Origin of the sequence: Dyadobacter koreensis (assembly GCF_900108855.1) — a bacterium.
Lineage (GTDB): Bacteria > Bacteroidota > Bacteroidia > Cytophagales > Spirosomataceae > Dyadobacter > Dyadobacter koreensis.
This window is the reverse complement of sequence record NZ_FNXY01000001.1, coordinates 615005-630155: the sequence shown is the minus strand read 5'-3', so window position 1 is coordinate 630155 and position 15151 is coordinate 615005. Positions and strand designations below refer to the sequence as shown.

The 15151-nt window shown below is 41.2% G+C and carries 12 protein-coding genes; 6 read left to right on the top strand and 6 right to left on the bottom strand.

Annotated elements, in window-relative coordinates:
- Positions 1–160: 160 nt before the first annotated feature.
- The 4 genes from BMY70_RS02585 (at position 161) to BMY70_RS02570 (ending at position 6229) form a co-directional block, all read left to right on the top strand.
- Positions 161–2632: a TonB-dependent receptor gene (locus tag BMY70_RS02585; protein ID WP_090331644.1), complete on the top strand. Its 2472-nt coding sequence runs from the start codon at positions 161–163 to the stop codon at positions 2630–2632.
- A gap of 11 nt (positions 2633–2643) precedes the next feature.
- Positions 2644–3987, top strand: coding sequence for a DUF4374 domain-containing protein (locus BMY70_RS02580; protein WP_090331643.1), 1344 nt, complete (start codon positions 2644–2646; stop codon positions 3985–3987).
- A 122-nt stretch (positions 3988–4109) separates the two neighbouring features.
- Positions 4110–5657 (top strand): ankyrin repeat domain-containing protein, encoded by a 1548-nt coding sequence (locus BMY70_RS02575; RefSeq protein WP_090331641.1) that lies wholly within the window; start codon positions 4110–4112, stop codon positions 5655–5657.
- Positions 5658–5743: 86 nt separating this feature from the next.
- Entirely contained in the window at positions 5744–6229 is a 486-nt protein-coding gene (locus BMY70_RS02570; RefSeq protein WP_090331639.1) for a DUF2271 domain-containing protein, read from the top strand.
- A 305-nt stretch (positions 6230–6534) separates the two neighbouring features.
- On the opposite strand, the gene BMY70_RS02565 is transcribed toward BMY70_RS02570, so the two are convergent.
- The 3 genes from BMY70_RS02565 to BMY70_RS02555 form a co-directional block, all read right to left on the bottom strand.
- A complete protein-coding gene (locus tag BMY70_RS02565; protein ID WP_090332602.1) occupies positions 6535–7143 on the bottom strand; it encodes a hypothetical protein in 609 nt (202 codons plus the stop codon).
- A gap of 665 nt (positions 7144–7808) precedes the next feature.
- A complete protein-coding gene (locus tag BMY70_RS02560) occupies positions 7809–10466 on the bottom strand; it encodes an ABC transporter permease (RefSeq protein ID WP_218148552.1) in 2658 nt (885 codons plus the stop codon).
- Entirely contained in the window at positions 10463–10801 is a 339-nt protein-coding gene (locus BMY70_RS02555) for a PadR family transcriptional regulator (RefSeq protein ID WP_090331637.1), read from the bottom strand. Before BMY70_RS02555 ends, BMY70_RS02560 begins: the two co-directional genes overlap by 4 nt.
- Positions 10802–11272: 471 nt before the next feature.
- Here BMY70_RS02555 and BMY70_RS30785 point away from each other — a divergent pair, with 471 nt between their 5' ends.
- On the top strand, positions 11273–11437 hold the full coding sequence (locus tag BMY70_RS30785) for a hypothetical protein (protein ID WP_177196942.1): 165 nt from the start codon (positions 11273–11275) through the stop codon (positions 11435–11437).
- A 482-nt stretch (positions 11438–11919) separates the two neighbouring features.
- On the opposite strand, the gene BMY70_RS02550 is transcribed toward BMY70_RS30785, so the two are convergent.
- The 3 genes from BMY70_RS02550 to BMY70_RS02540 form a co-directional block, all read right to left on the bottom strand.
- Positions 11920–12231 carry a carboxymuconolactone decarboxylase family protein gene (locus BMY70_RS02550; protein WP_090331635.1) on the bottom strand — a complete coding sequence of 104 codons (312 nt, stop codon included), beginning with the start codon at positions 12229–12231 and terminating at the stop codon, positions 11920–11922.
- Between the two features lie 213 nt (positions 12232–12444).
- Positions 12445–12969, bottom strand: coding sequence for a DinB family protein (locus BMY70_RS02545; RefSeq protein WP_090331633.1), 525 nt, complete (start codon positions 12967–12969; stop codon positions 12445–12447).
- 155 nt (positions 12970–13124) lie between these two features.
- The gene (locus tag BMY70_RS02540) at positions 13125–14282 is read right to left on the bottom strand and encodes an acyltransferase family protein (RefSeq protein ID WP_090331630.1); all 1158 of its coding nucleotides are present in this window, start codon (positions 14280–14282) and stop codon (positions 13125–13127) included.
- Between the two features lie 398 nt (positions 14283–14680).
- Between BMY70_RS02540 and BMY70_RS02535 the strand changes: the two genes are divergently transcribed.
- Entirely contained in the window at positions 14681–15139 is a 459-nt protein-coding gene (locus BMY70_RS02535) for a hypothetical protein (protein ID WP_090331628.1), read from the top strand.
- Positions 15140–15151 lie beyond the last annotated feature (12 nt).

Here is a 15151-nt window from a genome sequence, read left to right as displayed (position 1 = left end):
CCGATTACGTCATCGGAATTCTCTGAAACGTCATTTTTACTCCATTTACCCATCTATATTTGCGTTCAGTATATTTAGTCTAAATAAGACCGAAAGGTAAGCCCTGCTTACTTGGCTTAACCGGTGCGGCTGCCAGGCAAATTAATATTAAGAAAAAATAATGTTATCGAAACATTCTTTACTCATTACAGCTATTGTAACGCTATTGAACCTGAATCTGTTTGCACAGACAACCGTTGCGAAAAAGGCGATTATCAAAGGTAAAGTAAGAGACGAAAAAGGTTCGGTGGTAAGCTTTGTGACCGTAAGGGTGGAAGGAACCAGTATTGCCACGTTTTCAGAAACAGACGGTACATTTCTGTTGAAAGATGTGCCTTACGGAGAGCAAACTATCGTCATTACTTCGATTGAAATTAAATCTAGAACCTCGAAATTTCACATAAACAGACCTATTCATGAATTTAATCCGGTTGTGTCAAGAACCGATCAGGAGCTTAATGAAGTGAAGATTGTTCAAAAAACAGAAAAGAAGGAAATTGAAACAACCGGTTTTGCAGTTGCAGTCATTGAAACCAAGGAAGCATCACTTAGAAATCTGACAACCAATGAATTGCTGGACAGGGCGGTGGGCGTGCGCGTTCGTCAAAACGGTGGGGTCGGTTCACGTGTTGAGTATAATCTAAATGGTATGTCAGGCAGTGCGGTGGGAATGTTTTTGGACGGAATTGAAATTTCCACTTACGGTTCTTCTTTCAATCTGAACAATATTCCTCCTGCGATGATCGAGCGCATTGAGGTCTATAAAGGGGTACTTCCTTCGCACCTGACAGGGGATTATGTCGGCGGGGCCATCAATGTGGTGCTGAAAAAAGATGCTTCGCAAAATAATATCACCGGGGCGATGTCGTATGGTTCATTCAATACATTTCAGGCTGATCTGTCGGGAATTTACCGAAATAAAACCACAGGCTTTACTACCCGGGCATCGGGCTTTTATACGTATACAGATAACAGCTACGAAACATGGGGGAAATTTTCCAAGTTTGTACACCCTGACCGAACGCTGGAACGCTACTACCGGGCTAAAAGATTCAACAACCAGTATAAGTCTGTCGGCGCGCGTTTTGAAGTGGGATTCACCAATGTCAAATGGGCTGATCAGTTCTTTTTAGGGTATAATATCTCTGATACGTACAGTGAAATACCGCATGGAACGACCATGGCCCGGCCTTACGTGGGTAGGTTTGGCGAATATCAGGCTCATGTGGCAAGTCTGAATTACAATAAGAATAATTTTCTGGTCAAGGGTTTGGCAGTCAACGTAAATGCCGTCAGAAGTTACAGAAGCACTTATGTTCAGGATACAGTTGGGCAGGTCTATAACTGGGATGGAAATCCGCGTATGCTGATCCGAAACGGCGCAATTATTCCTGTTCCGCCCACTGCGGGAATGGGCCAGCAGGGACCCAAAAGCATTGTTCAGGTGGACAGACAAATCACCAACATGAGAACCAATTTTGGTTATACGATTTTTCCTGGACACCGTATTTCGGTAAACCACAAGCTGGAAACCACCGACCGGGATGATAAGGATTTGCTTAATCCGGTTAACAAAGACTTGATTACGGTCAGCAGCGTGATGAATAATATCCTGGCATTTAACTACGAAGCCCAGCTTTTCAGCGACAAATTGAAGACAAATTTACTTGGTAAATATACATCAAACAGAACCATTCAAACGCGTCCTGAGCTCGTTGAGCAGGATGGTATCAATGTGGTCAACCGGATTGAGAAAAAGACAGTCAACAATAATAAAGGTTACGGCGCGACGGTTTCCTACAATGCAGTTTCAAAAATGTACATTATCGGCTCTACCCAAAATTCGTATGTGGCTGCTACTGAAAATCAGCTTTATGGAGATCCGGAAAATAATATCTTAGAAAACCAGGGTCTGGTTCCAGAAAAAAATGTGAACTACAATCTGGGTTTCCGGCACGGCCCGATGCAGATGGGCAAGCATAAACTTACACTATATGCGAGTGCGTTCTGGCGAAATGGCTTCAATAAAATCACCCAGCAGGCCGTGGAAGACCAGATCGTGCCGGGAAGAGAAAGTGACGCAGATATTCAGGTAACAAAATTTGTAAATATCGGAAGAACGCAGTCGAAAGGTTTTGAAGGGGAGATTATTTATGTGTATGACAACCGGCTGAATGCACTGTTTAATTTTTCCAAATTCAATACCTTATTCAAGCAGAAATTTGATCAAAAGGGTAACCCTCACGATCTATACAATTTACAGCTGCCCAATGAGCCATTTTTTACTATGAATGGCAGTGTGCAGTACCGTCTCAATGACAAGTTTCAAAAGAAGTCGATTCTTAATATCTATTATAATTCCGGCTTTGTTGGGCCTTTTGGAACCGTCTGGATGGAGTCAGAATGGTTCACAACCCCAACGCAGTTTTACCACGACATCGGTGCAAGCTACCGGTTTCCGAATGGGAAAATGGTTGCGAGTCTGGACTTCAAAAATATCCTGAACGCTGAAATGTATGACAATTTCGGTGTGCAAAAGCCAGGAAGAGCAATCTCCATCAAGTTAAATTATACCATAAGTAAATTTCTATAACCAATTTCAAGATGAAAAAAAGTCTCTTTAAAGCAATTGTATTAGGTGTTACATTGATATTTGCCGGTTGCAAGGACGACGACAATTCAAATCCTGCACCAGGAGAAGAAACACCAGGAAGCGCAAGAGAATTTATCTCATTAACAGCTTCTATTCCGGATGATGCAGGAACAGCAGGAAACGGAGGAACAATGGCGTATGCAATAACGCATGCACAGGCGATTGACCCTAATTTTGCAGTAAATATTTACGCCAACGGATTTGGTCTGAGGTCTGCGCGCACGGCCCGTGTGCAGGCATCTGAGGACGGAACAGAGCTATACAACATTCAGTATACAGGAGAAGATGGCGGCGTGTTTAATAAGTATCTGGTAAAGGGTGCGAAGGATTTTCAGGACACTGGCAACGAACTGGATTTATCCGATATTATCGGAACGTCTCCGCGCTGGACAAAAGCAGCTGAAAATATTGGCATCGGCGTTCATTTGACCGGGAGCACTACGGTGACAGAAGGTGTAGCGCCAAACCATGTTTTCAAATATACAAGAGGCAAAGTCAGAATTGCTGTCATTGATTTGGAAAATGCCAGAGTACCTAACTCAACGGAATTTGACTTTCCTTTTCCGGCCGATCTGGAAGCACAGGGTTATTCGGTTGGACGTATCGATGTGCCGGTATTAAATGAGGCGAAAGACAAGATTTACATTGGTTGCAATGTCAGCAAAATTGATCCTGCAAAATTGTCTTACAACACCAGCGGAAATCCGGTGTGGGCAAATGATGCCGCGAACAGAACACTTGGAACAACGACGCTTGTTGTGGATTATCCGTCTTTGCAAAATCCGAAACTGATTTACTCTACGGTTTCTAAAACAAACAACCATTCCTACCGCACCATGACGCAGTACGTAGGCTCAGACGGTCATGTTTACCAGGCTACTGCGACCGGCGGGAAAGATATTCTGCGAATCAGCAAAAGCACGAACGATTATGATAACACTTATAACTTCAATCTGGACGCAGCTTTGGGCGTAACCGATGCACGTATCCAGGCTTTCAGATATATCAATGACGGTATTGGGATGGTTTTGTATAATATCGCAGGAGATGGCGGCTATCTCGCGCTTGTTGACTTGAATGCCAAAACGGCGACTAAGATCAGCAGTGATTACGAAGCGGGACTGGACTTCGGTCAGTATCAAAATCTGGCGGTTAGCGGAGATTATATTTATGTGCCTTTGACTCCAACAGGTGAAGCCGGTAAATTATACGTAATCAACTGGAAGACAAAAGAAGTCATCAAAGGAGCAACACTTTCAGGACAGTCAGGATCAAGCTATCTGGGCTCTTACTAAGATTTGGCAGCTTTCAGCCAGAAAAAAAGTAAGATGATCAAGGATTGAAAAAATGAGATACAGCACGCAAATGCGGTATCTCATTTTTGGTAAAACAATAACATCCAACAACCTTTCCGTATATGAAGAAGATATTTCTTACAGCATTCATAGTCTATGCTTTACAGGTAAATGCGCAGCAGTCCGGGATGCCGCACGCTAGTACTTCTCAGACCAACACGCTGATGAGCGCAGACTTCTGGAAAACAAAGCCTGACGTGGCCGCGGTCAAGGCAGAAATTGCAAAAGGGAACAGCCCTTCCAAGCCCGATGCAGCGTCTTGGGATCCGACAGCCCGGGCCATCTTAAACGGTGCACCTTTGGAGACAATTAAATTTATGGTCGAGCAGGAAGGAAATGGTGTTAAGAAAAAAACGCACCACAGCGCATCGTATCTGCACTGGGCGGTATCCCGGGGTAATGCAGAGCTGGTATCCTATCTGATCGAAAAAGGTTCAGATGTGCATCTGACAGATAGTCACGGAAGCAGTGTGATCGGCAATGCGGCCTCAAGTGGAAATCAGGATAAGGGAGTTTACGAGGCTTTATTTAAAGCAGGAGTATCTCCAAAGACTAAATATGAAAACGGAGCTACGGTACTTATGCTGGGTGTGGCGGCAGATCCGGACCTTACGCTGACGGACTATTTTATTTCAAAAGGGCTTTCTATAAACGATAAAGATGAGTATGGCCGCACCGTTACCGACTATGCTGCCAGAACGGGCAATAAAGAACTTATCGAAAAGCTGATCAAAAGAGGTGTGAAACCAACAGGAAATGCTTTGTTCTTTGCTTCACAGGGATCAAGAATGTCAAGTAATGGCATTGAAACTTACAAATATTTGGTGGAGACCTTGAAACTGGATCCGAAAATGATCAATAAAGACGGCGCTACGATTCTTCACCAGCTGATCCGAAGACCGAACACAGAAGTGATTTCTTATTTTATTGACAAGGGTGTTGACTTGGAAAAGGCAGACAATGAAGGCAATACTTTGCTTATACTGGCTGCATCGGGAAGAGATATGACCCTAATTGAAAATACATTACTACCCAGCGTGAAGAATATCAATGCTGTTAATGAAAAGGGTGAATCTGCTTTGACCAAGGCCATCGCAGGCGGGTCTTCACAGGTAGCAGCATTGCTTTTGAAAAATGGAGCAGATGTCAGAGTGCTCGATAAAGATGGCAATAATCTTGCCTATTACTGGCTGGATTCTTACCGGCCAGGCGGGCCAGGTGCCGCTGGTGGACAAGCTGGAAATGGCAGAGAACGTGCTGAACAGGAATTTGAAAAAAAACTCGAAATACTAAAAGGCGCAGGTCTGGATGTTTCTGCACCGCAGAAAAATGGAAGTACGCTTTTTCATCTTGCCGTGGGCAAGGGAGATATGAATTTGTTTGAAAAAGTATCAAGACTTGGCGTTAATATCAATGCTCAGGATCAGGAAGGAGCAACGCCGCTGCATAAAGCAGCGCTTACAGCCAAAGACGATAAGGTTTTGAAAACACTGGTTTCGTTAGGCGCGAAAAAAGAGCTTAAAACCGAGTTTGGTGAAACGGCTTATGATCTTGCCAAGGAAAATAAATTCTTGGCAGATAACAATGTTACGCTTGATTTTCTGAAATAAAAATATCGGTTTCGCCGCACGAATGCAATTTAAACCCAGTCCGCGCGGCGAAACCTTCTCACTAATCTTAATAATAATACGAATCGATGAGCCGCTTTTTCAAACATCTTTTTTTCGCCGTTTTTATTTTCTTTATCGCTTTAAATGCTTCGGCCCAGACAAGTAAATTCAAATGTATGGTTCAGATGAATAGCTATCAGGGCGAAGCAGCTTATGTAGTGATTTCATTGATAAATCCGCAAGGCGCTTATGAGAAAACACTTTACGTTCTGGGATCTGATAAGCAGTGGTACAATACGGTAAAAGAATGGCACAAATATCAAACGAAAGCGAAGGCCAAGATCAGCGCAATTACGGGCGCATCGGTGGCTGGCGGAGACCGGGCTGTTCATGTGATCGAGGTGGAAGATGCCAAAATAGGAAAGGGATATAAGCTTCGTTTCGAATCAGCCGTCGAGGAGCAGAAGTATTACGCAGCAGACGTAGAGATTCCATTGACAACAGAAGCGATGGCCGAACGTACCAATGGAACCGGCTATATCCGGTTCGTACGACTTAGCAAAGTGCAATAAACTCATAAGGGCGCTTACAATAAGTAAGTTATCCTTTAAAACTTGATTCAGCTTTCATAGACTCATTGCAATGGGCACAATAAGAAACAGCGAGCTTATCTAAATCGTAGGAGATAGTGCCAAATAGGCTGATTTGGGATCTTTATGGTGCTTAAAAATAGAAGGATAATCTCTTGGAACCCTATGCTCCCATAGCGGTGCAGGTCAGACGTTAAATTTCCATGTGCATTTTATCGTGGCAATATAAAAAAAGTTATTCCGTAAATCAGAATAAATGGAAACCCTGGCCCATCGAGTTACTAATGCTACCTGTTTTTCTTACTACTGGTGACTTCAATGGTTTTTATACTTCCTACCGGGGCTATTTTTAAATTTTTATTGCCTTTTGTTATATAAAAATAGTATGAGCTATTTGAATTAATGAGAAAGACTTCTTCTTGTTTGTCGGACTCAAAATTGAATTTGTAATCGTAGGACAGATCATTATTCTGTATTTTTTTTGCCACCTTTTCGCCATTACTAAGACCTATGCCCACAAAAAAAGTAGCAAGGGCAACCATTAAAAAAACGATTGATTGTTGAATCACGATGTTTTTTATTTCGTCTTTCTGCAAATCAATTTCAGTAGGTTTTAGACCGAGTATTTTTCTAGCCCATTCTTTTTCGCTATTCTTTGTGAGCACTGTCTGAAGGATTAGGGACATCGCCAGCAAAAAAAGCGTTGCGTAAATGATGATGGGGCTTGATGTTAACTCGGCTATGGGACTTATTAAAACATCCATTAGCGAACAATACTTTAAAATATTTATATTCAGCTGATAGTAATATAAACTTTCTTTCATGATCCCTAACACAATCAGATACAGGTAGCCCAAGGGAAGTAAGCTCTGAAATTTTTCTAAAGGTCTCTCCAATTTTTGTTGATTTAGATGGATGCAATCAAAACAAGCGTTTGTTTTGTGTAGAAAAGAATTGGGGAAGCTACTTAATTTGTCAATTACTGACAAATTGAAAATGTAATTTCATTTAGCCAATAAATTGTAAAATAGTTAAAACTAATCTTTCAAAAGGATCGAGAAATAAACTTGTTACTATCAAAATCGAGATGCCAGAATAATCATAAAGCAGCGATCGATGCTAAATCTTATGATCTTATACACTCACCGGGTCGGATTGGAGTTGCAGCTATATTTACCTGTTTTGTGATTTGAAAGTAAGTAACACATTATTGAAACAAGACTTTTGGAAATTATTATGTATTATTTGGAGCAAAATCTGCCCATATTCTTGCAGTTGAATAACGAACAATCAAAAAGTATCTAGGCTAAAATTTATTAATTTAAAGATAAAAAAAGTGACTGCCGATTCGATGCTGTTCAAATTTCTTTGATAAAAAATACCAATGGAATATTAAGTGATGGCCCACGGAAAAACCAAGTCAGATGATTGATGCTGCATCATTGGTGAAGCCACAGCAGCTGTAAGTTGTTTTTTCTTCCAACGTCGAGCAGCAGATTAGGCGCAAGCTGTTCGGTTCTGCAATCCTGGCACCGAATAACTTACGCCTAATATAACAGTCTCATTCACTTTTGAGAGACGATACCGGATTCATTAGCGCTGATTTTATGGATTGGTAGCTGATGGTGAGTGCTACGATTAAAAAGGCGATCAGCCCTGCTAAAACAAAAATCCATAGGCTGATCTGCACCCGGTAAGCGAAACCTTCAAGCCACCGGTTCATCACATACCATGCTATCGGAGTCGCAATCAGAATGGCTATGACAACTAATTTTATAAAGTCGCTTGAAAGCAGTAGGACGATGGTCCGGAAATCTGCTCCCAAAACTTTTCGGATACCGATTTCTTTTGTGCGCTGCTCTGCCATATACGTGGCCAAGCCAAGCAGTCCCAGACATGCAATGGCTATGGCAAGGCAAGAAAATGTGGTAAACAACTTTCTGAAAATAAAATCATCCTTGTACTGGCGATTAAAGTCTTCATCCAGAAAACTATAAAGGAAGGGCCTGTGCGGTTCTATCTCACTCCACACGGCACCCACCTGCTGAATCGTTTTTGTCAGATCTTTTGACTTAACTTTAATGGATAGATACCGGCTTGCATAAGCCTGGAAAGGCAGGGTGAGCGGTTCAATTTTTTGATGCAATGAAGTGAAATTAAAATCTTTCACAACCCCGATCACAACACCTTTTCTTCCCCACTGACTGAATTTTTTGCCTATGATTTCTTCAGCATTTTTATATCCGTATTGTTTTGCTGCTGCTTCATTAATGACCAAAGCACTGCTGGAATCCGCGGGAAATTCCCGGGAGTATGATCTTCCTGCAACGAGCTTGAGCCCAAAATGGGGTATAAAGTCTATCCCGACTTCAAAGATTGGCTGTCCCATCATTTTCATTTCGCCATTCTTGGTTTCGATCTCTGTGCCGGCATATGGAAAAAAGCTTCCGGGAACACTTCGTGAAAACGCGACTGAAACAATAGATGGGTTTTCTTCCAGACTTGTTTTTAAAAGCTGCGACTTAGCATTCACGGCTTCATCGTAATTGTAGTCGATTACCAGCATACTTTCTTTATCGAAGCCTAAATCTTTATCCAGCAAATGATTCATTTGTGTATAGACGATAATGGTTACCGCGATGAGTAGTATCGAAAGACTGAATTGAAAAACCACCAATCCTCTTCTCAGATTTACGCCCCCGGTTGACTTGGTCATACCTTTCAACACATGCACCGGACTGAATCCCGAAAGAACCAATGCCGGATAAGAGCCCGCCACGAAAGCGATTAACACCATGGCTCCTAAAATGATAGGAATACTTTTCCATTGGATCAAAATGCCAGGTTCAAATTCTTTTCCTGTTAAGCCCGTCATAAAGGGTAATGAAATCACCACCAGAATTACTGCCGTTATCATCGATAACGAAACGATGACAAAGGATTCACCTAAAAACTGAGAGATCAAGCTACTTCTGGCAGCACCAATGGATTTGCGGATGCCGACCTCTTTGCTGCGTTCCATGGAACGGGCGGTAGATAAGTTCATGAAGTTGATCATGGCAATCGCCAAAATGAATAACCCGATGATCGAGAAGATGTACATGTTCGATAAGCTACCGGTTTCTCCCGGTTGGCGATCCGCATCAGATTTCAGGTAAACGTCCTTTAGCGATTCCAGCTCTATGACATATCTTGTCTTCGGGTCCTTGCGTTGCCGCTTCACAAATTCAGGCAGCTTTTCTTTAAAGGCGGCTTCATCGAATTGTTCCTTTACCAGAAAGTAGGTGTAAAAATCAGCATAGTCCCACATATCGAAGACTTCCGGATTCGAATTTTTAAACGTACTTAAAGAAAGGAGAGCATTAAATTTAAAGTGCGAATTACTGGGAAGATCGGCCATGATGCCCGTCACAATGTACTGACCGGCATTGGCTCTCCCGGGCGAATCGCTGCCTTTCAGCGTTTTACCTAATGCATTTTCATTGCCGAAATATTTCCGGGCCGTGCTCTGTGTCAATACGATGCTATACGGGTTTACCAATGCAGTTTTAGGATCACCTTGCAGCAAATCCCAGCTGAATACATCAAACACGGTGGAATCCATGAAGAATACCCCGTTCTCCTGATACTTTTTATCATCGTTCGTCAGCAGGATGTCGGATCTGCCGGAAAACTGTACTACTTTTTCTATTTCAGGAAATTCATTTTTTAATGTCGGTCCGACAGGTGCATTACCCCAAACCCAGGAGGGGCCTTCTTTAGATAGATTTCGGGGATCTTCAGAGACTCTCGTTCCATGAGTCACACGGTAAATTCGGTCGCGCTTTGTATGATATGTATCGTAAGAAAGCTCACTTTGCACAAACGTAAAAATCAGAAAGCAGCAGGCAATGCCTACCCCCAATCCAAGAATATTAATGGCCGAATACGCTTTCTTCTTAATCAAATTTCTCCAGGCGATCAGAAAATAATTTTTATACATGGCATAAGTCGTAAAGGTGTAAGATGATTTAAAATTTCTTAATAAGGCCGGACGAAGCAACTTGAGCATTTCCCAAGTATAAATTCGTTTTGCTTTCGGGATAGAATATTGATGAAGATTATCCTGAAAAATCTCCTCCATATCTCCTTCAATTTCTTCCAGGTATTCCGTCTTTATAATAGTCCGCATCAAACGAAGCGGCCATTTTGGCGGTTGAATATTTTCAGGCGCACTCATATCATCTTTAATTCAGAGGCTGTTAAAGGAATTGATCTCCACAGATCCGCGCGTATTGCTCTTATTTCTTCCAATACTTTAAGTGCATGGGAAGTAGTATAGTAAATACGTTTTCGTTTACCCCCTCTTTTCAAAGTGGCTTCGCCAAAGGCTGAGGTAAGAAAGCCTTTTTCTTCCATTCGTTTCAGCGCCGATTGAATGGATCCTACACTTAGTCTTTCTCTCAACCGTGTTTCCAACTCCCGTTTTATTTCCACACCGTACGCATCTTGCTGTAAGGCTGCTACGGTAAGCAATACAAGTTCTTCAAACTCTCCCAGTTTCGTCTTCTTCATAATCACCTATTATTCGTAATTGCAGTTAATATAGCGACATTATTTTATTCTTAATTGCAGTAGATATTAATTGAAACAAAATTTTGAATACAATGTACTGTATATCAGAGTTTTAAATTATAAAAAAAATATTGAGTTTACAAGTGAAATGATTGTGACGTTGAGGTTTTATTTAGCGTAGTTTGGCAGTACGGCTAATATCCCTTTCCGAACCAAAAATCAATGTGGATGAAATTTTTTATAATTGAAATATTAATGTGTTGCTTTAAAAAGGTTGAAATGAGGAAGCCAACTATGCTCAGAAATAGATATTTTTCAAAGAAATATTTCGGATATGGGAAGGATTTTGTCGCGAATATCTCTATGAAGTATGCTAAATTATTCTTTCAGTAACGATTTAATCCTAAAATCTCAAAGATAAGAAGAGAAAATAGTGTACTTTATCGTACTATTGGAGCATGTAGTAGACGAATGAGAAGCCAATTTCTGGATGCTCAATACGGGCTGGGCAGATGGCATTATGGGACAAGTAGCCAAACCAAAGGCTACAACCGCGTGATGGTCAATGCGGCACTGGAAGAAAACTCGGCAGGAGGCGACATTCACTGTTGTTACAAGATTTTGTCCGGTAGGTGAAAAGCCTTATAAAAGAACGATTGCATCCTAAAAAGTTTTAAATGGTATACTCTAATCTTGTTACAAATTTCAAGGGATGTAGAACGGCGTTAATTTTGCTGACGCATTTTGATTTAGCATCCCTTCCAAAAGCAAGAACCCCCACGCAACCAGTCAATTAAGTAGAGGTCTTCAATGCCTGGTAACAGACCCAATTCTTGATGTGTTAATTTTTAATTACCTTGTCCAGCCATGTTTCAAATTGCAGCAATTCGCGCGGGTCGATAAAATCGGGCATATTTGATTTGAAAATTTCAATACAATCATTCCGGTCTGATGCTGTATAGTCTCTGATAAGTGTCAGTTAATTTCTGAGTGGTCAATTCAATTTATTTTGGTAACCCATATGGCCGATGTTGTTGCTTTTCAAGGATGGGATTTTGATATAGCAATACGATGAAAAAGTTTCATGCATTTTTTGTAAAAATGTGCCTAGAACATGTTTAACAACGATCATAGCTGTCTAATGCCGGCAGCAGGCATGTATTGATCCCTTTTAATCCACAAACAGTTAAGGTTAGCAGAATCGTTTCCTTTATTTCATCCCTGCTGGCTCCCAATTTTTTTGCCATTGGAACGTGAAACATGATGGCTGTGTGATCTCCCTGAGCTGCCTTAATACCCAGGTAAATTAATTGTTTTGTTTTCGGATCAAGTGCTTTGGTATTCATAAGTGATTCGACCAGGCCATCGAAACCTTCAAAGACTTCGGGTGCTTCTTTTTGAAAAACCTCGTAAGGATTTTGTTCTTGCATCTTCTATTGTTGTATCGTATATCAATTAAAAAACCTGCGGATAAAAGCTATTCGCTATATGATAATGCCGCTGATGGTGGTGTAAAATTAATTATTGCCATGAAAAGAAATGATGACTTTTATCAGCTTCCTCGCTGAGAAATTTTTTTCTCGCAACGGCACAGAGAATTTCTCAAAGAGGTGGCAATAGGGCTGTTATGGACGTACACGTGCTTATTTTGAAAGTTTTAAACCAAAATCATAACGCTGGTCAACAATTCGCCTAAGCATACCAATTTGCCCGCAGTGATACATTGTGTGTTTAATGTTCCAGTCTATTGCTTCAAATTTTGTTGTTGCAATGGGATGGGGTGTTGGCGTAGGTTCCAATGGACTGTGCAGGTCAGAATCAGATAGCGCTGTCAGAATGTTCATCGACTTTTGTTGCATGACTTTCAGATCCTGCAATAATTTCAGTGAGTCTGTTTTTCCTACGGAAAGAATCGGAGATGACACCGTAAACCAGTCACTATAATCCTTGATCGGAAGCTTTTGCAGAATATCCATCTGATGTCCTTTGATTACCATAACGGAATGAAAGTAGTGACTGATGATCAAATGCCCAACCTGCCAATTGATACTGGATTCAATAGTATCAGGAATAATTTCCCATTTTTCATGCGGGATCGTCTCAATGAGCTTATTTGTCCAATCATAAGCACTTAAAGTCTGGCTGATCAAAATTTCTTTTTCTGTCATCGGAAGTAATATTTTTTGATTGTCAATTTGCTGGATTTATCCTTGTGGATCTTTAATTAGGAAAGTGGAGTGGCAAACCTGGCAGGTGGCTTTCATGTCCTCTCATGCAATAAAGTGAATGATGCTAGAACTTCCTGCCTAACCATATTTTCGCGCTAGACGAGTTGATTAACACCCGGGATCTTCACAACAGCAAAGCCTAGTAAGAAGCTGGCTGTAACGCCAAGCGGGGCGACAATTAAGAATTTAATAGACGGATCTACTGCCCAGTCTTTAAGCAAAAGCGATAGTGCCACCAAAACCAACGGATGGAGAATATACACTGCAAAGGCGCAGCGTGACATTTTATTCATAAAATTAGAAGACTTATTTAACCTTTTCTTTCCAAAGGTTAGCAGTGCAGCCATCAGGGAAACACCAATTATTTGTTCCCAGAGTGCATAAAGCAGTGCGGCAATATGCCATCCCCCGACAAACCATTCCAGCGGTTGTCCAAAGATAATCTTAAGAGAAAAAATAAACGGAAAGCCGATGAAAATCATACAAAAAACGAAAATATGGAGCTTCCGGTAATGCTGCTGATCGATCCGCGAGATCCAGTGGTTTTCTGCGGCAATTAATCCAAAGATAAACATGGCGATATATTGTGGAAAATGCCCTAGCTGAAAGCCCAGCGGTTCTAAAACCCAGCCTACAGCAAAAACAGTCCTGATCAAAAAAGTTATGAGTCCAAGCACTGCAGCGAAAAATAGAATTTGTTTAATAGATGGTAATGACCAGTCTTTAAAATCAGGCTTAGCTATTTTGGTATAAATAATGTAGCACAGCGTGAACAGCAGCAGAGCGAGCACAAACCATAGTACACCTACATCAATCCAGCCGTCGTAACCTAAGAGAAACTGTTTAAAGGTAATGTCATGGTTTTCTGCATAGCGGTAAACGAGAAAATTCATGATCGTTGCCTGCAATAAGGAGTAATAAATCAACGGAATTCCTAGTCTGAAAAATCGGTCTCTGACGAAAACCGCACTTCCTTTACGTTTCAGGGACCCGGGAATAAAGAGTGCAGAAAGAAAAAAGAAAAAGCCCATAAAAAAAGACTGGTCAATGCTAACGGCCATCGTCATCGCAATGACTGCGCCAGTTATTTCTGTTTTCTCAAAATAATACCAACCGCCGGGTGCTCCGTAAGTTACCAGGGCATGATGTATGATTACAAGTGCAGTCAATAGCACTTTAAGATGGTCAATATAAAGCAATTTGCCTCTAAGCGGCGGATCTGTCGAAGCGGATTGAGTAAAGGATGCAGACATTGATTACATTTTATTACTTAAATGGAAATTTGAAATGACATCCAATCCAACTACGGCTGATATATCTCTTCAATGGTATAGATTTTAGCATCGCCAAACTTGTGATAGCTTGGACATTGATTGATCGCAGATTGATGTTGTCTTAAATTGTAAAAGTCAGCTCGAAAGCTTACTGGTAATAAGGTTAGTGATTTGAAAGCTGAAATTACCTTCTTTTTTAAAATTTAGGGTTAATTCGCGGTCAAATTGAGAGATTCCTGCTATAGCTTCACACTATGAAAACAGCCGTTTTTCATTTATTAAAGTGAAATTAACAAATAGATTTTCTTATTATCTTGTATTCTATTAATGAATCCTAATAATAGCTGGCGTAATCTTCAATCAAATAGATCCTTTCCATGAAACAAACCATCTTCGTCCTACTCTCACTCTTTGTATCTTACAAAGCCTTCTCCCAGATTGACACAACCAGTTATCCAAAAGAAAGAGCGCAAATCAAGGAGCTGATGCGAAACAGAAAGCCAGATTTACAAATTGATTGCAAGGATTTCATTGCAGTGGGCGCAAAAGGCGATATATCTTTTTCACACGAAGCATGGCAGGGCGTGCAGTCGAAGCAAAAAGTTGTTTTTAAATCGGTTAGGCCGGTGCCAGGCAATGAATTTATCCGAATTTACGACGGTAATATGGCAGTTGTCAATTTTCTGATCAATGTCCTGTTGGAAGTAGACGGCCGCGAGGTGAATATGAAGGTGAGAAGGCTTGAGGTTTTTCACAAAACGGTCACTGGCTGGTGTCGCGTAGCAGGGCAGGGTACCGAAGTAGATGAGAAGCTTTTTCCGGTAAAAGCCAATTGAAGTACGCGCACT

Bases quoted from the DNA above. Each gene is read 5' to 3' on its own strand.
- BMY70_RS02535 (WP_090331628.1), top strand. From the start codon at position 14,681: ATGAAACAAACCATCTTCGTCCTACTCTCACTCTTTGTATCTTACAAA.
- BMY70_RS02575 (WP_090331641.1), top strand. From the start codon at position 4,110: ATGAAGAAGATATTTCTTACAGCATTCATAGTCTATGCTTTACAGGTA.
- BMY70_RS02555 (WP_090331637.1), bottom strand. From the start codon at position 10,801: ATGAAGAAGACGAAACTGGGAGAGTTTGAAGAACTTGTATTGCTTACC.
- BMY70_RS02570 (WP_090331639.1), top strand. From the start codon at position 5,744: ATGAGCCGCTTTTTCAAACATCTTTTTTTCGCCGTTTTTATTTTCTTT.
- BMY70_RS02580 (WP_090331643.1), top strand. From the start codon at position 2,644: ATGAAAAAAAGTCTCTTTAAAGCAATTGTATTAGGTGTTACATTGATA.
- BMY70_RS30785 (WP_177196942.1), top strand. From the start codon at position 11,273: ATGAGAAGCCAATTTCTGGATGCTCAATACGGGCTGGGCAGATGGCAT.
- BMY70_RS02560 (WP_218148552.1), bottom strand. From the start codon at position 10,466: ATGAGTGCGCCTGAAAATATTCAACCGCCAAAATGGCCGCTTCGTTTG.
- BMY70_RS02550 (WP_090331635.1), bottom strand. From the start codon at position 12,231: ATGCAAGAACAAAATCCTTACGAGGTTTTTCAAAAAGAAGCACCCGAA.
- BMY70_RS02540 (WP_090331630.1), bottom strand. From the start codon at position 14,282: ATGTCTGCATCCTTTACTCAATCCGCTTCGACAGATCCGCCGCTTAGA.
- BMY70_RS02585 (WP_090331644.1), top strand. From the start codon at position 161: ATGTTATCGAAACATTCTTTACTCATTACAGCTATTGTAACGCTATTG.
- BMY70_RS02545 (WP_090331633.1), bottom strand. From the start codon at position 12,969: ATGACAGAAAAAGAAATTTTGATCAGCCAGACTTTAAGTGCTTATGAT.